14 protein-coding genes are annotated in these 18,681 nt (G+C 70.2%); 6 read left to right on the top strand and 8 right to left on the bottom strand.

Annotated elements, in window-relative coordinates; genetic code table 11:
• Position 1: 1 nt before the first annotated feature.
• The 6 genes from EV382_RS26430 to EV382_RS26405 all read right to left on the bottom strand — a co-directional run bounded on the left by EV382_RS26430 (position 2) and on the right by EV382_RS26405 (position 10,282).
• Complete coding sequence (locus EV382_RS26430) at positions 2–3,700, bottom strand: discoidin domain-containing protein (protein WP_244236818.1); 3,699 nt, start codon at positions 3,698–3,700, stop codon at positions 2–4.
• A gap of 171 nt (positions 3,701–3,871) precedes the next feature.
• The gene (locus tag EV382_RS26425) at positions 3,872–5,518 is read right to left on the bottom strand and encodes a glycoside hydrolase family 13 protein (protein WP_130406207.1); all 1,647 of its coding nucleotides are present in this window, start codon (positions 5,516–5,518) and stop codon (positions 3,872–3,874) included.
• Positions 5,519–5,619: 101 nt separating this feature from the next.
• Positions 5,620–6,507, bottom strand: a complete 888-nt coding sequence (locus EV382_RS26420) for a carbohydrate ABC transporter permease (RefSeq protein ID WP_130406205.1) — start codon at positions 6,505–6,507, stop codon at positions 5,620–5,622.
• 11 nt (positions 6,508–6,518) lie between these two features.
• Entirely contained in the window at positions 6,519–7,475 is a 957-nt protein-coding gene (locus EV382_RS26415) for a carbohydrate ABC transporter permease (RefSeq protein WP_130406203.1), read from the bottom strand.
• A gap of 88 nt (positions 7,476–7,563) precedes the next feature.
• Positions 7,564–8,943, bottom strand: a complete 1,380-nt coding sequence (locus tag EV382_RS26410) for an ABC transporter substrate-binding protein (protein WP_130406201.1) — start codon at positions 8,941–8,943, stop codon at positions 7,564–7,566.
• Positions 8,944–9,277: 334 nt separating this feature from the next.
• Positions 9,278–10,282, bottom strand: a complete 1,005-nt coding sequence (locus tag EV382_RS26405; RefSeq protein ID WP_130406199.1) for a LacI family DNA-binding transcriptional regulator — start codon at positions 10,280–10,282, stop codon at positions 9,278–9,280.
• Between the two features lie 32 nt (positions 10,283–10,314).
• Here EV382_RS26405 and EV382_RS26400 point away from each other — a divergent pair, with 32 nt between their 5' ends.
• Positions 10,315–10,497 carry a hypothetical protein gene (locus EV382_RS26400; RefSeq protein WP_130406197.1) on the top strand — a complete coding sequence of 61 codons (183 nt, stop codon included), beginning with the start codon at positions 10,315–10,317 and terminating at the stop codon, positions 10,495–10,497.
• 305 nt (positions 10,498–10,802) lie between these two features.
• Here EV382_RS26400 and EV382_RS26395 read toward each other — a convergent pair whose 3' ends face one another.
• Entirely contained in the window at positions 10,803–12,290 is a 1,488-nt protein-coding gene (locus EV382_RS26395; RefSeq protein WP_130406195.1) for a dihydrolipoyl dehydrogenase family protein, read from the bottom strand.
• Positions 12,291–12,369: 79 nt separating this feature from the next.
• On the opposite strand from EV382_RS26395, the gene EV382_RS26390 reads away from it, so the two are divergent.
• Positions 12,370–13,446 carry a serine hydrolase domain-containing protein gene (locus tag EV382_RS26390; RefSeq protein ID WP_130406193.1) on the top strand — a complete coding sequence of 359 codons (1,077 nt, stop codon included), beginning with the start codon at positions 12,370–12,372 and terminating at the stop codon, positions 13,444–13,446.
• Positions 13,447–13,453: 7 nt separating this feature from the next.
• Here the strand turns inward: EV382_RS26390 and EV382_RS26385 are convergent, their stop codons facing one another.
• The gene (locus tag EV382_RS26385) at positions 13,454–14,377 is read right to left on the bottom strand and encodes a phytoene/squalene synthase family protein (protein WP_130406191.1); all 924 of its coding nucleotides are present in this window, start codon (positions 14,375–14,377) and stop codon (positions 13,454–13,456) included.
• Positions 14,378–14,442: 65 nt separating this feature from the next.
• Between EV382_RS26385 and EV382_RS26380 the strand changes: the two genes are divergently transcribed.
• Genes EV382_RS26380 through EV382_RS26365 form a run of 4 tightly spaced genes read left to right on the top strand, consistent with a single transcriptional unit; the run spans position 14,443 to position 18,646 of the window.
• A complete protein-coding gene (locus tag EV382_RS26380; RefSeq protein ID WP_130406189.1) occupies positions 14,443–15,585 on the top strand; it encodes a polyprenyl synthetase family protein in 1,143 nt (380 codons plus the stop codon).
• 28 nt (positions 15,586–15,613) lie between these two features.
• Positions 15,614–17,095, top strand: a complete 1,482-nt coding sequence (gene crtI, locus EV382_RS26375; RefSeq protein WP_130406187.1) for a phytoene desaturase family protein — start codon at positions 15,614–15,616, stop codon at positions 17,093–17,095.
• Positions 17,092–17,712, top strand: a complete 621-nt coding sequence (gene idi, locus EV382_RS26370; RefSeq protein WP_130406185.1) for an isopentenyl-diphosphate Delta-isomerase — start codon at positions 17,092–17,094, stop codon at positions 17,710–17,712. Before crtI ends, idi begins: the two co-directional genes overlap by 4 nt.
• Positions 17,702–18,646: a MerR family transcriptional regulator gene (locus EV382_RS26365; RefSeq protein WP_130406183.1), complete on the top strand. Its 945-nt coding sequence runs from the start codon at positions 17,702–17,704 to the stop codon at positions 18,644–18,646. Before idi ends, EV382_RS26365 begins: the two co-directional genes overlap by 11 nt.
• Positions 18,647–18,681: the final 35 nt, after the last annotated feature.

Genomic DNA, 18,681 nt, shown 5'->3' with positions numbered 1-18,681 from the left:
CTCAGTTGCGGTTGATGGTGAAGGTTGTCGTGGTGTTGCGGATGTCCTGGTAGTTGTTGGTCAACCGCAGGTTGTTGAAGGTGACCGAGCCGACCGCCGGGCCCTGACCGGGTTCCGGCATCTCGTTGGCCCAGACCGCGAAGCCGGACTTCGCGTCGTACGCGTCACCGCTCTTACGGACGCCACTGATCGAGATGTTGGTGAAGACCGTGTCGGTGATCGGGTTCTCCGGCTGCGACCCGTTGTACTTGGTCTGGAACATGATCCCGGTGTACGTCGGGTCGACGATGTCCACGTCGGACACCCGGATGCCCCGGAACTCCTTCGAGGCGGAGAAGACCCAGATCGCCGGGAAGGTCTGGGAGCCCCAGAAATGCCCGCCCGCCCGGATCAGCGAGATGTTCTGGAACTGGGTCGGCGGGCTGGCCCCGAACCCGATGAACGGGTAACCGAAGTCCAACGAGCTGATGGTGATGCCCGAGTACGTCAACATGTCCGCGATGTACAGGTTGCGGAAGATGTTGTTGTAGCCGCCGTAGACCGCCAAACCGGCGGCCCGCCAGGTCAGCGTGGCCGTCAGGTTCTCGAACACGTTGCCGTTGTTGCCGACCGACGCGCCCTGGTCGGTCGCCGAGAAGAGGGCGAACGCGTCATCGCCGTTCGACCGGCCCTCGGAGTTGGTGACCAGGTTGTTGGTGCTGCCGTTGGTAAGGTTCACGGCGTCGGCGAAGGTGTTGCGGAAGCGGCTGTTGCGGATGGTCAGCCCGCTGACGCTCACCCCCCAGTACGCACAGACGGTGTGCTCGACCCAGACGCTGTCCAGCGTCATGTTGTCGACGTCCTTCAGCTCACCCCAGACCTTGCCCGGCCCGTCGATCCGGTTGGTGTAGTTGCCGAAGAACGCCAGGTGCGAGAAGGACGACCCGCTGGCCGAGGACTCCACCCGGAAGCCCGCGTCGGTGTTCTGTTGACCGGTCGGCGTCTGGAAGCGGGTGTACCACATGCCCGCGCCGACAACCGTTACCGGCTTGCCGTACACCTGGAACTTCTGCGCGGTCTCGTACGTGCCGGCCGGCAGGTAGACGCCGACCAGGTTGCCGGTGGTGTCCATCCGGACCGCGTCCAGCGCGTTCTGCACGTCCTGGTGGCTGAAGCCGGACGGCACCCGGTAACGGGCCGGGTCCGGGTTGGCACGCGGTGCGACCAGCTCCAGGTTGATGAAGTCGATCGCGTACGTGGTGGTGTTCGCCGGGTCCTTCTGCAAACGGATCGTGCTGCCGGCCGGAATGGTCGAGTTCAGCATCACGTTCGCCTCGTCGTACAGGTGGCGGGGCGGGCCGGCGCTCGGCGAGTCACTCGGGCTGGCCTCCGAGCCGTACAACCAGATGTGCTTGGAGGTCAGGTTGATCGGCTTGTGCAGGGTGCCGTTGACGTAGATGTTCAGCGTCGAGTCGATGCCTCCGCCACCCGCCGAGTCGGGGATGGAGAAGCGGGTGACCAGGGTGTTGGTCGCCGCCCGGGTGGTCCACTCGACGTACGCGCCGGTGGTGTTCAGGGTCACCGCCCGCCGTCCGGACGCCTCACCGCCGAGGTTGCCGATGTCCCGGTTCGGCCCGACCTGCCCGGCACCGCCGCCGGTCGTGCCGTCCTCGGCCTCGTACATGTCGTACCCGAGGTTGGCGCCGCGCCCCACGAAGAGCGGCCGGTCGGTGGTGTTGTTGGTCTGCTTGACCGGCAGTTCGTTGCCGTCCACGGCGAGCACCACCCGGACGGTGTACTTGCCGTTCGCGGCGGTCCAGGTGCCCAGGTTGACCGGGCCGACCGTCGCACCCGCGTTGATCACCCCGGAGTACGAGCCGGTCAGCGTACGGACCACGGTGCCGGACTCGTTGAGGACGGTCAGGGTGATGCCGTGCGCACCGGACGCGGACGCCTGGTTGCCGGCGTTGCGGATCGACACCGAGAACGTGACCGTGCTGCCGGGCGGCGGGTTGCCCGGTGACCAGTCGACCGCGGAGGCGACCAGGTCGGAGCTGGCCACCGCGCCGACCACCAGCGGGCTGGGGTTGGTGTAGCTGTTGTTGGTGTCGTCGGACTCGACGACGGTGTTCGACTCGTCGACCTTCGCGCTGAGCGGGTAGCTGCCCGAGTCGCGGGTGCCGATGCTGGCGCTGACCGTGGTCGAGGCACCGGCCGCGAGGCCGCCGACCGAGGCCGTGCCGACCCGGGTGGCGCCCAGGTAGAAGTTGACTCCTGTCGCGCCGGAGGCCGCCGAACCCGCGTTACGCACGGTCGCGGAGAGCGTGATGGTGCTGGTCTCCACGGGCGCGGACGGGCTGAACGACATGCCGGTCACGGTCAGGTCCGGGTTCGGCGCGGGGGTGCCGAAGATCTGGAACTCGGCCACCTGCCCGGCCGGGGCACCGGTGTTCGAGGCGATCGAGAGCCGGACGTCGGCCGCCGCGCCAGAGACCGGGATGGTCACCGTGTTGCCGCTGCCCGGGTTGAAGGTGTAGTTCGCCGCGCCGACCAGGGTGGTGAAGCTCGACGAGCCCTGGTCCCGACCGAGCACGGTGATGTTCTGGGTCCGCGTGCCCCAGACCGGGTCCGGGTTGAGCTTCAGCACAACCTGACTGAGGGTGGCGTTCGCGCCGAGCTGCACGGTCAGCGTGCTCGGGTTGCCGTTGCCCTCCCAGTAGGTGGCCACGTTGTTGTCGTTGGCGTTGGTGGCCACGAACGTGTGCACGAACCCGGAGGCGGTGATCGGCTTACCGACGGCCAGGTTGCTGCCGGTGGGCGGGTTGCCGGTGCCGGTCCGGGTCACGGTGTTGCTGTTCGCCGACTGGTTGCCGGCCGCGTCCCTCGCCCGGACGTGGTACGACACCGTGGCGCTGTCCGGCTGGCTGTCGGTGTACGTGAGCGTCGAGCCGCTGACGCTGCCGCGCAACGCGCCGTTGGCGTAGATGTCGTAGCCGGTCACCCCGACGTTGTCGGTCGACGCCGACCAGGTGAGCCGGATCTGCCCGCTGGCCGGCTGGGTGTAGGCCAGGTTGCCCGGGACGCTGGGTGCCTGGGTGTCGGTGCTGCCGGTGGCGCCGTACACCTCGACCTCGGAGAACTGCGCGGCCGGCCAACCGGTGTTCGCGGTGACCTGCACGCGGACGTAGCGGGTGCTGGCGGCGGTGAAGCTGACCGTCGCGGTGTTGCCGCTGCTCGGGTTGAACGTGTAGCCGGCGGACGCCTTCAGCGTGGTGAAGGACGAGCCGTTGGTCGAGCCGAGCACCGACAGCGTCTGCGTACGGGTCTGCCAGTCCGACGAGGGCGGCAGCTTCAGCACCACCCGGTCCACGTTGACCGTGGCGCCCAGGTCCGCCTGGATCCACTGCGGGAAGGCGTTGTTGGCGCTCTCCCAGTAGGTCGACGCGTTGCCGTCGTTGGCGTTGCCCGCCACGTAGTTCTGGTTGTGGCTGCTGGCCGTCATGGTGGCGGAGAGCCCGGCGAGCATGGCCACGCGCGCGGCGGCGGCGACCGGGTCGACCGCCGGTGCCGCGCTGGCCGTGGGGGTGACGACCGGGGCGGTGGCGAGGAGCATTCCGGCGAGCGCGCCGGCGAGCAACCGGCGGGCCGGGCGATGGTGGGTGGCCCGGGGGACGGGGCCGCCGGTCGGCGAAGTGTCTGGTCTCGTGTGGTTTCTTGACATGGGGTCGCTACACCTCTTTCGGGGGTGGGTGCGGTGCGTTGCCCGGCGACGGGTGCAGGGGGTACGCCGTCGCGTGACACGTTGCCCCTCGGTTCTCCTTCCTCCCCCGGCAGGTGGGGGCTGGTGGGTGGTGGTGCCGGCGGCGGGACGGGACCGCCGGCACCACGACGGTCAGGTCAGGACAGGCCCGTCCGCCACATCGGGGGTACGCAGCCAGACTGCGGTGTCGGACGGCAGCAGTCCGTCGTCGAGCGGCCCGCTGGCGAGCAGCAACTCCCCCTGGGCCGGCATCGGCACCGGCCCGGCGGAGAGGTTGACCAGGCAGGTGAAGCCACCGCCACGGCTGAACGCGAGCACCCCGTCCGGGGCGGGCAACCAGGTCAGCTCACCGTCACCGAGCGCCGGCTCGGCCCGCCGGGCCTGGATCGCCGACCGGTACAGCTCCAGCATCGAGGCCGAGTCGCCGGTCTGCGCCTGGGCCGTGCGGTCCTTCCAGTCCGCCGGCTGCGGGAGCCAGGGCGCGGCCGCACCCTTGGGGCTGAACTCGAACGGCGGCTCGTCCCCGGCCCACGGCAGCGGTACGCGGCAGCCATCCCGCCCCGGGTCGATCCGGCCGGACCGTTCCCACATCGGGTCCTGACGCAGCGCGTACGGGATGTCCTCGACCTCGTAGAGGCCCAGCTCCTCGCCCTGGTAGATGTAGGTGGCACCGGGCAGCGACAGGGACAGCAGCGCGGCGGCGCGGGCCCGGCGGGTGCCCAACTCCAGGTCGGTGGGGATCCCCTCGCGCTTGGCGGCGAAGCTGAACCGGGTGTCCGCCCGACCGTAGCGGGTGACGTGCCGGGTCACGTCGTGGTTCGACAGGACCCAGGTGGCCGGCGCGTTGACCGGCGCGTGCGCGCTGAGCGTCCCGTCGATGCTCTCCCGCAGCGCCGTGGCGTCCCAGGCGCAACCGAGGAAGTCGAAGTTGAACGCCGCGTGCAACTCGTCCGGGCGCAGGTAGTTGGCGAACCGCTGCCGGTCCGGCAGCCACACCTCACCGATCAGCGCGCGGTCGGCGTACTCGTCGGCGACCCGACGCCAGCCCCGGTAGATCTCGTGCACCCCGTCGAGGTCGTGGAACGGGTGCGGCTCGTCCTCGCGGACCTCGGGCAGCGTCCCGTCCTTGACCAGCAATCCGGCCGAGTCGATCCGGATGCCGTCCACCCCCCGGTCGAACCAGAACCGCAGGATGTCCTCGAACTCCTGCCGCACCCGGGGGTGGTCCCAGTTGAAGTCCGGCTGCTGCGGGGCGAACAGGTGCAGGTACCAGTCGCCGGGGGTCCCGTCCGGATTGGTGGTGCGGGTCCAGGTCTCGCCGCCGAACTCGCCGATCCAGTCGGTGGGCCGTTCGTCACCGTTGGGGCCCCGGCCGGGTCGGAACCAGAACAGGTCCCGCTCGGGTGCGCCGGGCCCGCCGGCGAGCGCGGCCTGGAACCAGGGGTGCGCGTCGGAGCAGTGGTTCGGCACCACGTCGACGATGGTCCGGATGCCCAGTGCGTGCGCCTCGGCGATCAGCGCCTCCACCTCGGCCAGGCTGCCGAAGACCGGGTCGATGTCACGGTAGTCGGAGACGTCGTAGCCGGCGTCCGCCATCGGCGAGGGGTACCAGGGACTGAACCAGATCGCGTCGACGCCGAGCGCGGACAGGTGGTTGAGCCGGGACCGGATGCCGGCGATGTCACCGATGCCGTCGCCGTTGCCGTCGGCGAAGCTCCGGGGATACACCTGGTAGATCACGGCTCCCCGCCACCACGGACTTCTGTCAGCTGTGGACACGAGCACCTGCTTTCTGCGTCAGTACGTCGGCGGGTTCGCCGGACCTGGTCATGTGTCGGGCGAACGGTCGTTGTTCGCCGCGCGGGAGGATGCGCTGGTGGCTATCCCTTGATGCTGCCCGTGGTCAGACCGGACATGATGTTCCGTTGGAAGATCAGGAAGATGATGACGGTCGGGATCGCGGCGATGACCGACGCGGCGATCACGACGTTCATCGGTGTGCCGCCGGCGAAGGCGTAGATGCCGACGCTGACCGTCCGGGTCTCGGGTGAGGGCATGACCAGCTTGGGCCAGAGGAAGTCCTTCCAGACCGTGGTCACGGCGAAGATCGAGACTACGCCGAGGATGGGCCGCGACAGCGGCAGGATGATCGACCAGAGGGTGCGCAGTGACGTCGCCCCGTCCATGAGGGCGGCGGCCATCAACTCCTCGGGGATCGAGTCGAAGAACCGCTTCAACAGGAAGATGTTGAACGCGTTGGCGACCAGGGGCAACCAGATCGCGAACGGTGAGTCCAGCAGGTTGATGTGCACGATCGGCAGGTCGATCACGGTCACGTACTGCGGAACGATGAGGACCATCGCCGGGATCATCAGGGTTCCGAGCATCAGGGCGAGGATCGCGTTGCCGAAGATCGGCCGAAGCTTGGACAACGAGTACGCGGCCGCGGTGTCGAGGACGAGTTGGAACAGCACCGCACCGATGGCGTAGTAGAACGTGTTGAACAGCAGCTTGGCGAGGGCCAGGTTGTTCCACGCGTCGATGTAGTTCTGCGGCTGCGGATCCTTCGGGAACAGCGAGGGTGGGGTCTGCGCGATCTCCTGGCCGGACTTCAGCGCGCCGGTGACCATCCAGTAGAGCGGCCCGAGGAAGACGAGCGTGAAACCCACCACGACGACGACCAGCAGCGTCCAGTAGACGACCCGGCCGCGCCCCCGGCTGATCTGGGTCTGGGAGATGAGGGTCCGGGTTCCGGAATCCTGTGCCATTCCTCGCCGTCCTAGTCCTGTTTCGCAGTCAGTCGCACGTACACGGCGGAGAAGCCGGCCAGCACCACGAGCATGATCACGCCCAGTGCGGCGGCGCCGTTGAGGTCGTTCTGGAAGAACCCGTGCTGGTAGATGAGGTACGCCACCGAGGTCGCGGAGTCCTCCGCGCCCGCACCGTTGGCGAGGATCAGCGGCTCGATGAAGAGCTGCATGGTGGCGACGATCTGCAACATCGCCAGGAGCGCGAGGATCAGCCGGGTCTGCGGGATGGTCACGTGCACGATCCGCCGCCAGATCCCGGCCCCGTCCAACTCAGCGGCCTCGTAGAGCTCGCCGGGAATGTTCTGCAACGACGCCAGGTAGATCAGCACCGCGCCGCCCATGTTCATCCAGGTCGACGCCACCACCATGGCCGGCATGGTCATCTCGGGCGACTGCATCCACTGCGAGGTGGGCAGGTGCAGCGCCTTGAGGATCGCGTTGAACAGCCCCGCCTCGCTGGGGTCGTACGCGTAGAACTTGAAGAGGAACAGCGCGGACGCCGGCGGCAGCATCACCGGCAGGTACACGAGGATCCGCAGGTAACCCTTGCCGTGGCGGAACTCGTTGAGCAACACCGCCACGAAGAAGGGCACCACGTAGCCGAGGGCGAGCGCGAGCACGGTGAAGTAGAACGTGTTCTGCCAGGCCGTCCAGAAGCTCGGGTCGGCGATGATGCGGGAGTAGTTGTCCCAGCCCACCCAGGTGGTCTCGCCACGCCGGGTGCGCTGGAAGCTCATCACGATGCCGCGGATCATCGGGTACCAGGAGAAGACGACGAAGCAGAGCACCGCACCGATCAGGAAGGCGTGACCGGTGAGGTTGTCCCGTACCTTGCGGCCGAGGCTCGTGCGCTGCGGCCTCGTCGAGTACGGCGACGGCGGGCGGCCCGGTTTCCTGGGGGTCTCCGGGACGGTGGTGATCGCCAAGGCAACTCCTGGGTGAGTCGGTGACGTCGACGACGCGGTGCGAACGGGGTGGGGGCCGGCTCGGCGTACCGGCCCCCACCCCGGTCGGTCAGCTCTCGGCGGTGAGGAGCTGGTTGACCTTCTCCTCGGCGGTCTTGAGCAGGGCGTCGATGTTGGAGTTCGGGTTGGTCAGCACACCGGACATCGCGGCGTCGAGCACCGCGTAGATGGCCTGGGCGTTGCGCGGCTCACCCTTGATCGGGACCGGGGTCGCCTCGAAGAGCGCGAAGTTCGACGTGTCGACGTTCGCGTTCGCCTTGCGCAGCTCCAGCTCCTGCTTCTGGGCGTCACTGCCGTTGGCGAAGAGCAGCGGCTGGGGCAGACCCACCGGGTAGTTCTGCGGCTTGGCCCGGACGTAGTCGAACTGACCCTTGCCCGGGGTGAGCTTCTGGTAGGCGATCCACTTCAGACCGGCCTTGACCTGCTCGGGAGTGAGGTCCTTCTTGAAGAAGTAGCCTTCGCCACCACCGAGCGTCCCCTTCGCCGCGCCGTCCTGGCCGGGCAGCGGGGCCATCGCCCAGTCCTGGAACTTGCCCTGGAACTGGCTGACGATCGCCTGGGTGGCGTCCGGCGCGCCGATGAACATGCCGACCTTGCCCGCGCCGGCGTTCGTCAGCAGGTCACCCCACTGGAGCAGCTGACGGGCACCCATGCTGTTGTCGCCGTACCGCATGTCCTTGAGGTTCTGCAGGACCTGCTTGCCCATGGCGTTGTTGAAGTCGGCCTTCTTGCCGTCCTCGGTCAGCACCCGACCGCCCTGCGAGTAGAGCAGGGAGGTGAAGTGCCAGCCACCGGTGTTGCCGGCGCTGTACTCCGAGTAGCCGGCGATGCCGTTGCCGAGCGCGGAGATCTTCTTGGCGGCGTCCCGGACCTCGGCCCAGGTCTTGGGCGGGTTGTTCACGTCCAGCCCCGCCTGCTGGAACAGGACCTTGTTGTAGACCAGGCCCATCGAGTAGTTCTTCACCGGGACGGCGTAGAGCTTGCCGGCGTCGGTGAAGACCTCCTTGAGCGCGGGGTCGACGCTGTCCCAGGTCGGGATCGTGTCCTTGTTGGCGTACTGGCCGATGTCCATCGCCTGACCGGAGTCGAGCACCTGCTGGAGATCGGTCATGTACCCGTAGAACACGTCGGTCACCGTGCCGCCGGCGAGGCGGGCGGTGAAGTCCGGCGGGTTGTTGCACTGCTCGCCGACGCTGACGCTCTTGATGGTGATGTCCGGGTTCTGCTTCTGGAACTCGGCGACGTCGTCGTTCCAGTTCTTCAGCAGCTCCTTCTGGGCGCCGACCGGCTGGCAGTCGACCGTGATGGTGACCTTGCCGCCTGCGGTCGAGTCGCTGTCGTCGCTCTTCGTGGAGCACGCCGTGAGGCTGAGCCCCAGGCCGGCCACGAGCGCGACCGCCGCAGCCTTTCGGTATTGCGGTACGGACATCTGTCCATCCCTTCGGGAACGGGTGTCTCCAATGACCTTCGCTGATCTGCGGTGATACGACCTGACGCCCAGTAGCTGCGTCGGAGCCAGGTGTGAGTGGAGTCACTGTAGCGAGGCCGACCCATTTCAGCAAGGTATCGACCTTGTGCCGAAAGGACACGACGTGATTACGACAGATGTTGGCAAGACCCTGAAAGTGACCCGGTTTGCTGGATATTGACGCCTTATGCCCGGTCACTCAACCCGGTCGGTGCCGACCGCGGCGAGCAACGACGAAAACGGCCGCCGACCGCGAGAAGCGGTCGACGGCCGAAGCGTCGTGCGGTTGTGGCCCCTAGCGGCCGGGGGCGGGCGCGGTCGAGCCCCGCACCACCAACTCCGGCTCGAACAGCAACTCGTCCTGGAGGACGCCGGCACCCTCGATCTGGGTGACCAGCAGATCCACGGCGGCCTGCCCCATCGTCTCGATCGGCTGCCGCACCGTGGTCAACGGCGGATCGGTGCACGTCATGAAGGCGGAGTCGTCGTAACCCACGACCGACACGTCGGTCGGCACCGAACGCCCCAACCGCCGGGCCGCCCGGATCGTGCCCAGCGCCAGCACGTCGCTGGCGCAGATGATGCCGGTCACGCCCCGCTCGACCAGCTTGGTCGCGGCGACCCGCGCCCCCTCCATCGAGAAGCTGGAGCGCTCGACGCACTCAGCGTCGCCCTCGTCCCAGCCCGCCGCCTGGATCATCGCGTCGAGCTTGCGTCGGGACGGCACGTGCCCCTCCGGGCCGAGCACCATCCCGATCCGCTCGTGCCCGAGCGAGCGCAGGTGCCCGTACGCCTGCTCCACCGCCACCGCGTCGTCGGTGGACACCCGGGGGAAACCCAACTCGTCCACACCCGCGTTGACCAGCACCACCGGCAGCCCTCGGTCGGTCAGCCGACGGTAGTGGTCGTGTTTGGCGTCGGCGAGCGCGTACGAGCCACCGGCGAAGATCACTCCGGAGACCTGGTGGTCGAGGAGCATCTCCACGTAGTCCATCTCGGACACGCCACCGATGGTCCGCGCGCACAGCGCCGGGGTGTAGCCGCGCTGGGCCAGAGTGCCGGTGACGACCTCGGCCAACGCCGGGAAGATCGGGTTCTGCAACTCGGGCAGCACCAGCCCGACCAGCCGGGCCCGTTCGCCGCGCAGCTTGGTCGGCCGCTCGTAACCGAGCACGTCAAGCGCGGTCAGCACGGCGGTCCGGGTCGCCTCGGAGACGCCGTCCCGGCCGTTGAGCACCCGGCTGACGGTGGCCTCGCTGACGCCCGCCTTCTTGGCAACTTCAGTCAACCGCTTGGTCACGGCCGCAATCGTACGTCACGGCTATGAAAGAAATGAACAGCGAACTGCGCACCATTTGCTGGCCGGCTGCCTCATTCTTCCCTTCGCCCACCAAATTGCCGCGCTCACCCATCCCGGAGGTGGCGCTGGAGTCAGATCAGCCCTACCGCGCGTTGCGGCACCGGGTGGATCAGTCGATCATGCGCGACGTCCTGGTGGCCCGCCGCCCGGCCTGAACGGCCCGCACCTGCGCCCTCGCCGCACCATGCGCCACCCGTCCGGGTGCCCATGGTCTCCGTCGCCGCACCATGCGCCACCCGTCCGGGTGCCCATGGTCTCCCTCGCACCCTTTGCTCTGCACCCGCGGAGGCGACACTCACGGTCTGTAGCTGGTGCCTCCGCGGGTGCAGAGCAAAGGGCGGACAACTGGGTCCTCGACCCCGCGGACCCAGCGAGGCTCTGTACCGCACCTCACCTGCTCAGCCCGCTGTGAAAACGAGGCCCGGCGCGGGGCGCCGCAGCGCGGGGCGCGGAGCACTCGTCAGGACAGGTCGCGGAGGGCGTCGCCGATGGCCCGGTGGAAGGTCGGGTACGCGTAGATCATGTGCCGGAGCTGGCTCAGCGGCACCGCCGCGTGCACCGCCACCACCAGCGCGGACAGCACCTCGCCGCCGGCCGGGCCGACCGACGTCGCGCCGACCAGCACCCCCTGGTCGGCGTCCGCGACGACCTTGATGAAATCGCCGTCGCCGACCCGGTGGATCCAACCTCGGGTCGAGCTGCCGAGCTTGGTGAAACCCACCTGCACGTTGATGCCGCGTTCGCGGGCCTGCCGCTCGGTGAGCCCGACCGCGCCGATCTCGGGATCGGTGAAGGTCACCCGGGGCAGCGCGCGGTAGTCGGCGCGCGGGACGGTGCCGGCGGACCCGCTCGACCCGCTGGCGGCCAACGAGCTGGACGCGCCCATCGCCCCGCCGACCACGCTGGCGGTGCCGCTGGCGTCCGCCCCGGCCGTCGCTTGCCGGGCGCGAGCCAGGATGTCGGCGATCACGATCCCCGCCTGGTACATGGCGATGTGGGTGAAGGCACCCTCGCCGGTCAGGTCACCGACCGCCCAGACGTGCTCCGTGACGTGCAGACGGTCGTCCACCGGCAGGTACCGCTGGTTGGTGTCCAGGCCGATCGTGTCCAGACCCAGCTCGGCCAGCTTGGCCTTGCGCCCGGTCACCACCAGCAGCCGGTCGGCGGTGAACTCCACGCCGCCACCACCGTGCAGGGTGAACCTGGTCCCGTCGTGCTCGACCCGTTCGGCGCGTACCCCGGTGTGAATCTCCACGCCGTCGGCGCGCAGCGCCGCGGCGGCCACCTCGGACGCCTCGGGTTCCTCGACGGCCAGCACCCGGTCGAGCGCCTCGACCACGGTGACCCGGACCCCGAAGCGGACGAAGACCTGCGCCAACTCCAGACCGATCGCACCGCCACCGAGCACGAGCAGCGAATCGGGCAACTCCTCGACCTCGATCGCCTGGTGGTTGGTCCAGTACGGGGTGTCCGCCAGCCCGTCGATCGGCGGCACCGACGGGCGGGTGCCGGTGCCCAGCACCACGCCGTGTCGGGCCTCGAACACCTGGTCGCCGACGCGAACCCGGCGCGGACCGTCGAGCCGGCCGCTGCCCCGCACGAGCCGGCCGCCCTTGCCGATGAACCGCTCGGCCGCGACCGTGTCGTCCCAGGTGTCGGTGGCTTCCTCGCGGATCCGCTTGGCCACCGGCGCCCAGTCCGGTTGGACCTGCGCGGCCCCGGCGAGCCCGTCGACCCGGCGAGCCTCGGCGAGCGCGTTGGCCGCTCTGATCATCATCTTGCTCGGGATGCAACCCCAGTACGGGCACTCCCCGCCGACGAGATTCCGTTCGACGCCAACGACGCTCAGGCCGGCCTCGGCGAGCCGTTCGGCCACCTCCTCGCCGCCAACCCCGAGCCCGACCACGACCACATCCACCAGCTCCGGCTCCGCCACACCGAACAGCATCCCCCAGCGACACCGCCCCGACCACCAGGGCCGATGAAAAGTCGACGCGCTCACCGGCCCGGACGCTTACCGTGACCGGATGGACGCACGCTTCGCTCCCGTCCGGGACTGCTTCCACGATCTGTTCACCGCCGGGCGGGAGACAGGTGCCGGCCTGACCATCTGGTACGACGGGCAGCCGGTCGTGGACCTGATCGGCGGCTCCCGCACCGACCCTGGACCGGGCGGCGAGCCGTGGCGGCCGGACACGCTGGTGAACGTCTACTCGGTCGGCAAACCGGTGGCCGCGCTCTGCCTGCTGATGCTCGTCGACCGGGACAAGGTCGATCTCGACGCGCCGGTGGACCGGTACTGGCCGGAGTTCCGCACCCCCGCCACCGTGCGTCAGGTGCTGTCGCACACCGCCGGGCTTCCGGCTTTCCCGGTGCCCCGGCCAGCCATCGCGGTCGCCGACTGGGCGCTGCTCACCGGCGACCTGGCCGCCGCCGACCCCGAGTGGTCGCCGGGCTCGGTCGCCGGGGAACACGCCTGGACGTACGGGCATCTGGTGGGCGAGCTGGTCCGGCGGGTCGACGGTAGGTCGGTGGGTCGGTTCCTGGCCGAGGAGATCGCCGACCGGTGGCAGCTCGACCTCGGCTTCGGGCTGACCGAGGCGGACCAGCGGCGCTGCGCGGACCTGCGCTACGGCGACCCGCAGTGGCCGAGTCGGAAGCTCGGCGAGCCGGGCTCGCTGCGGGCGCGCGCGATGGGCAACCCGGCCGGTGGCCTGGACCTGGCCGTGGTGAACAGCCCGCTGTGGCGGGGCGCCGAGATGCCGGCGGTCAATCTGCACGCCACCGCGTCCGGGCTGGCCCGGCTCTACGCCGGTCTGCTGGCCGGCGGCATCCTGGACGGCGTCCGGCTGTTCAGCCCGGACCTGATCGCGGAGACGACCCGGGTCCAGTACGACGGGCCGGACCTGGTGCTGGACCGTCCGGCCCAGTGGACGCTGGGCATGCAGCGGGAGCCGGACGGCAGCTGGGGCATGGGCGGTGTCGGCGGCAGCGGCGCGTGGGCCGACCCGGAACGCGGGTACGCCTGCGCGTACGCCACGGCCCGGTTGGACGAACACGACCGCGTCAACGAGCTGGCCGACGTCCTGCACTCGGTGCTCTGAAGGGCGGTCATCGGCTCTGCGGGTGGATCCTCGGCCCGGGGATGACGACCGGCGTACCGGTCGAGCTGAGCAGGGCCCGCGCGGCCACCGCCATCCGTCGCCGCTGCGGCACCACGGCCCGCCGGACGAAGACGTCGTAACCTTGCGCGGCCACCTCGTCGAGGATGCCGCCGTAGAGCGCGTACGCGGTGCGCATGCAGGCCTGCGAGGCGGGCGCCAGCATGGTGACACCGGGTGCGGCGGCGGCGTAGTGCGCCTGGGCGCGGGTCACCTCGTACTCGATCAACTCGCGGATGCGCGGCGTACCGCGGCCTCGCGCGCGGGCCTCGGCCAGGTCCTCGCGGGTGACCCCGAACTTCGCCAGGTCCTCGTCCGGCAGGTAGGTGCGGCCCCGGTCGAGGTCCTCGGCGACATCCCGGATGAAGTTGGTGAGCTGGAAGGCGAAGCCGAGTTGCCGGGCCGGCTCCCGGGCCGCCGCCGGGTCGGAGCTGCCCAGGATCGGCAGCATCATGGTGCCGATGACCGCTGCCGAGCCCTCCATGTAGTCGAGCAGGTGGTCGTAGGTCGGGTACGCGGTGACGGTGAGGTCCATCGCCATGCTTTTCAGAAACGACGCGAAGTCGTCCCGGTCGAGATCGAAGACCGCGATCGTGTGCAGCACGGCCGGCAGCAGCGGGTCATCGACCGGTGCCCCGTGCAGGCCGGCCATGAACTGCCCGGCCCAGTGGTCCAGCAGAGCGGCCCGCTCGGCCTGGGGCAGGTCCTCGGTGCGGTCCACGATCTCGTCCGCGTACCGGGTGAACCCGTAGAGGGCGTGCACGTGCCGTCGTTTCCAGGCGGGGAGCAGGCGGGTGGCGAGATAGTAGGTGCGGCCGTGGCGTTTGTGCAGCTCACGGCACCGGCCATAGGCGGCGGCGAGATCAGGTTCCACTGAACCTCCTCCAATTATCGACGCACCAATCGACGCAGCTCGTAGCTTAAGGTACGCTCAGCCGCATGGCCAACGACGCAGTGGCGGGCAACGTGACCCGCGTAGCGCCGGCGGGGCCGGGAGACGGGGACGATCCGGTCCGCGCCGTTCTGGCGGCTTATACCCACGATCTGGTCACGGCGATCGACGAGACGCTGAACACTTTCCTCACCGCCGAGGTGGACGCCCTCAACGACATCGACGCATCGATGGGTCGCTTCGCCGCCACCGCGCGGGAGGCCGTGCTCACCGGCGGCAAACGGATCCGCTCCACGTTCGCCTACTGGGGTTGGCGCGGGGCGGTCGGCGCCACCGCGGCGCTGCCGCCCGTGCTGCCCGCGCTGGCCGCGCTGGAGCTGCTGCACACCTTCGCGCTGGTGCACGACGACGTGATGGACGCGTCCACCACCCGCCGGGGCCGACCCACCGCACACGTCGCGCTCGCCGACCAGCACATCGCCGCAGGCCTCCGGGGCGATCCCGGCCGGTTCGGTGAGGCCGTCGCCGTGCTCATCGGCGACCTCTGCATGGTCTGGGCCGACCAGTTGCTGGCGCACGCCTCGGTGCCGTCGACCCGACTCCTCGACGTGCGTCGCTGCTACGACCAGATGCGGGTGGAGACGGTCGCCGGGCAGTACCTCGACGTGCTCGGCGAGAACGACCCGGCGAGTTGGTCGGTCGACCGGGCGCTGCGGGTGGCCCGCTACAAGACCGCCAGCTACACCGTCCAGCGACCACTGCTCTTCGGGGCCTGCCTGGCCGGAATACCCGCCGACGATCCGCTGGTCTCCGCGTACACCCGCTATGGGCTGGCCGTCGGCGAGGCGTTCCAGCTCCGCGACGACCTGCTCGGTGTCTACGGCGACCCGGCGGCCACCGGCAAACCGGCCGGCGACGACCTCCGCACCGGCAAACCGACCACACTGCTCGTGCTGGCCCGCGAGCTGGCCACGCCGGCCCAGCTCACGGCGTTGGAGCGGGCCGCCGACGGGCCGGTCGACACGCTCGCCGGGCTGGTCGCCGAGACCGGCGCGGCGGCCCGGGTGGAGGAGATGATCACCGAGCGGGTGAGCGACGCGCTGACCGCGCTCGACGCCGCACCCGTGGACCAGACGGCGCGGACCGCGCTGACCGGGCTGGCCACCGCCGCTACCAACCGGCGGGCCTGATGGGCGACTGGAACGAGGAGGTGGTCACGTGCGGACGGTGACAGGACGGACGGACCGGGTGGTGGTCGTCGGGGCCGGGCTGGGTGGGCTGGCCTGCGCGCTGCACCTGGCCGGTGCCGGTCGACAGGTGACCGTGCTGGAGCGCGAGCCCGTGCCCGGCGGGCGGGCCGGACGCCTCGGCGTGGACGGCTACGAGTTCGACACCGGCCCGACCGTGCTCACCATGCCCGACCTGATCGCCGAGGCGCTCGGCGCGGTCGGCGAGGAGCTGCGCGACTGGCTGGACCTGACCCCGCTCGACCCTGCCTACCGGGCGTACTACCCGGACGGCTCGACTCTCGACGTGCTCACCGACACCACCCGGATGGCCGCCGAGATCTCCCGGGTCTGCGGGCCGTGTGAGGCCGACGGCTACCTGCGGTTCGTCGAGTACGCGCGGGAGCTGTGGCGGCTGGAGCGCACCGACTTCATCGAGCGCAACCTGGACGCGCCCACCGATCTGATCACCGGCAACCTGCTCAAGCTGCTCGGCGGCGGCGCCTTCCGCCGCCTCCAGACGAAAATCAACCAGTTCTTCCGCGACCCGCGTACCCAGCGGATCTTCTCCTTCCAGGCGATGTACGCCGGCCTCGCGCCACACGACGCGCTCGCCATCTACGCGGTCATCGCGTACCTCGACTCGGTGGCCGGCGTCTACTTCCCGCGCGGCGGCATCCACGCGGTCTCCAGGGCGATGGCCGGCGCGGCCGAGAAGCACGGCGTGCAGATCCGCTACGGCACCACGGTGACCCGGGTGGAGACCGCGAACGGTCGGGCCACCGGCGTGCTCACCGCCGACGGTGACCTGGTGCCGGCGGACGTGGTGGTGCTCAACCCCGATCTGCCGGTCGCCTACCGGGACCTGCTGCCCGCCGCGCCGAAGCGCCGGCTCACCTACTCGCCGTCCTGCGTCGTTCTGCATGTCGGCTCCCGACAGGGCTATGCGAAGATCGCCCACCACAACATCCATTTCGGCCGCGCGTGGAAGGGCACCTTCGATGAGGTCATCCGGCGGGGTGAATTGATGACCGATCCGTCGCTCCTGGTCACCAACCCGAGCCGGACCGACCCCGCGGTGGCCCCAGCGGACCGGCACACCTACTACGTGCTCGCCCCGGTGCCCAACCTGCACCGGGCGCCGTTCGAGTGGCGTGGCGACCTGACCCAGCGCTACACCGACCAGCTGATCGGCACCCTGGAGGAGCGCGGCTACGTCGGCTTCGGCGCCGGGGTCGAGGTGCTGCGCGCGATCACCCCTGCCGAGTGGGAGGAGCAGGGGATGGCCGCCGGCACTCCGTTCGCCGCCGCGCACACCTTCTTCCAGACCGGCCCGTTCCGCCCGTCGAACCTGCACCGCGACCTGTCGAACGTGGTGTTCGTCGGCTCCGGGACGCAGCCCGGGGTCGGCGTGCCGATGGTGCTCATCTCCGGCAAGCTCGCCGCCGGCCGAATCACTGGGGAAGGCCGATGAGCGCACGTGAGGAACATCTCGTCGAACTCGTCGACGAGACCGGCAAGGCGCACGGCGAGACGACCGTCGCGGCCGCGCACCAACCGCCGGGGCGGCTGCACCGGGCCTTCTCGGTGTTGCTGGTGGACCCGGACGGCCAGGTGCTGCTCCAGCGTCGAGCCGCCGTCAAGACCCGGTTCCCGCTGCGCTGGGCCAACTCCTGCTGCGGGCACCCCCGTCCCGGGGAGTCGCTCGCCGAGGCGGCCAACCGACGACTGGGCGAGGAGTTGGGCACGGGCCCGGTCGAGCTCACCGAGGTCGGCACCTACGTCTACTACGCCGAGGACCCGGCGACCGGCCGGGTCGAGTTCGAGTACGACCACGTACTGCGAGGCGAGTTCCGGCCCAGCGCCCCGCTACTGCCGGACCCGGACGAGGTGGCCGAGCTGCGGTGGGCCGACCCCACCGCGCTGGAGGCCGAGTTGGCGCTCGACCCCCGGTCGTACGCACCCTGGCTGGGCGGGGTGGTGAACCGGCTGCTCCGCCCCGCGGGGTCCCGGTCTGACGCAATCGGGCCGGGCACGACCCCGCCCGGCTGGTCGGCGGACAACACGGCGGAGCGGTCGGGTGGTCGATGAGGCACTGAGCGCGGGCGCGGTCGCACGCAGGCTGGGGGTCGCGGTGACAACCCTGCGCACCTGGCACCAGCGCTACGGGCTCGGGCCCAGCGAACACATCCCCGGCCACCACCGCCGGTACACACCCACCGATCTGGCCCGCCTGGAGATCATGCGCCGGCTCACCGCCGAGGGCGTGAGCCCCGCCGAGGCGGCCCGCTGGGCCCGCCAGGCACCGGACCCGACACCCAACGGCGCCAGCGCGACCGCCCGGATCCACCCGACCGGCCGTGACGGCGGCGGCACCATCCCGGTCGGCCGTGCCGCCCCGGCAGCCCGTGGCCTGGCCCGGGCCGCCATGCGGCTGGACGCGGCGGCGATCAGCGAGACGATCGCGCACGCCCTGGGCACCGGCGGAGTCGTCGCCACCTGGGACGGCCTGCTGCGCCCGGTGCTCGCCGGCATCGGCGAACGCCACGCCGCCACCGCCGGCCTGATCGAGGTGGAACACCTGGTGTCCCGCTGCGTCTCGGAGGCTCTCGCGGCGGCCAGCCGGGCCAAGGTCCCCACCGGACCGGCCCGGATCCTGCTCTCCTGCGCCGACGAGGAACAGCACACCCTGCCGCTGGAGGCGTTGGCCGCGGCGCTCGCGGAGGCCGGCGTCAGCTACCGGATGCTCGGCGCACGGGTGCCGGTCGCCGCCCTCGTCGAGGCGGTCAACCGGACCGGTCCGGCGGCCGTGGTGCTCTGGTCGCACACCCGGGCCACCGCCGACCCGGCCCAACTCAGCGCGCTGCTCGCCGCGCCCCGACGCCCGTTGCTGGTGCTCGCCGCCGGTCCCGGCTGGCAAGCCGACACCCTGCCCGCCGGGGTGGTGCGACCGGTGGAGCTGGCCGAAGCGGTCTCGCTCTGCGCCGCCGTCCGCGACTCCCTGGACCAGTCGAGGCGTGACTGATCGCACTGTCGCCAGCTGGCGAGGTGAACTACCGT

Source organism: Micromonospora violae (genome assembly GCF_004217135.1).
GTDB classification, from domain to species: domain Bacteria; phylum Actinomycetota; class Actinomycetes; order Mycobacteriales; family Micromonosporaceae; genus Micromonospora; species Micromonospora violae.
Note: the sequence above shows the minus strand (reverse complement) of the source record. Positions and strands in the feature narration are given on the sequence as shown.

Coding starts and splice junctions, on each gene's coding strand:
- EV382_RS26430 (WP_244236818.1), bottom strand. CDS start 3,700: ATGTCAAGAAACCACACGAGACCAGACACTTCGCCGACCGGCGGCCCC.
- EV382_RS26420 (WP_130406205.1), bottom strand. CDS start 6,507: ATGGCACAGGATTCCGGAACCCGGACCCTCATCTCCCAGACCCAGATC.
- EV382_RS26410 (WP_130406201.1), bottom strand. CDS start 8,943: ATGTCCGTACCGCAATACCGAAAGGCTGCGGCGGTCGCGCTCGTGGCC.
- EV382_RS26400 (WP_130406197.1), top strand. CDS start 10,315: ATGAACAGCGAACTGCGCACCATTTGCTGGCCGGCTGCCTCATTCTTC.
- EV382_RS26395 (WP_130406195.1), bottom strand. CDS start 12,290: ATGCTGTTCGGTGTGGCGGAGCCGGAGCTGGTGGATGTGGTCGTGGTC.
- EV382_RS26390 (WP_130406193.1), top strand. CDS start 12,370: ATGGACGCACGCTTCGCTCCCGTCCGGGACTGCTTCCACGATCTGTTC.
- EV382_RS26380 (WP_130406189.1), top strand. CDS start 14,443: ATGGCCAACGACGCAGTGGCGGGCAACGTGACCCGCGTAGCGCCGGCG.
- idi (WP_130406185.1), top strand. CDS start 17,092: ATGAGCGCACGTGAGGAACATCTCGTCGAACTCGTCGACGAGACCGGC.